The following is a 650-nucleotide window of genomic DNA, read 5'->3' on the forward strand; positions in this document are numbered from 1 at the left end:
TTGTGGTGAATGGAAAGTCAACTCGTGTGAAAGTTCGAGCGTTATTCATCGATAAAGACAATCGAAGCTTTGACCTAGTAAAACACAAACTTGGTACGCTCCGTGTCACGAAGAAATCAGGTAAGTGGGTAGCCCAAATTTCTGTCACGATTCCAACAACTGAAAAAACAGGTACAAGGATTTTAGGCGTTGATTTGGGGCTGAAAGTCCCTGCGGTAGCTATCACAGACGATGATAAAGTTCGCTTCTTTGGAAATGGACGAGAAAACAAATACATGAAACGGAAGTTTCGTAGTGTGCGTAAAAAGCTAGGAAAACAAAAGAAAGTGAACGCTATTCGCAACGTAGACGACAAAGAACAACGATGGATGAAAGACAAAGACCACAAGGTTAGTCGTGAAATTGTTAATTTTGCAGTCAAGAATAAGATTTCTGTCATTCGCTTAGAGCAACTGACGAATATCAGGCAGACGACAAGAACAAGTCGTAAAAACGAAAAAAATCTACATACATGGTCTTTCTATCGTCTATCTACTTTCATTGCGTATAAAGCGAACCTAGTAGGCATCAGAGTAGAATATGTGAATCCTTCTTATACAAGTCAAACATGCCCGAACTGTTCTAAAAGGAACAAGGCACAAGATAGAAAA

Annotated in this window: 1 protein-coding gene; it reads left to right on the top strand. The window is 39.5% G+C overall.

Going from position 1 to position 650, the window contains the following annotated elements:
- On the top strand, positions 1-650 hold a 650-nt coding region (locus ACIFQN_RS35710; RefSeq protein ID WP_429837789.1), incomplete at both ends, for an RNA-guided endonuclease TnpB family protein.

The organism is Brevibacillus sp. NRS-1366, from assembly GCF_050467985.1.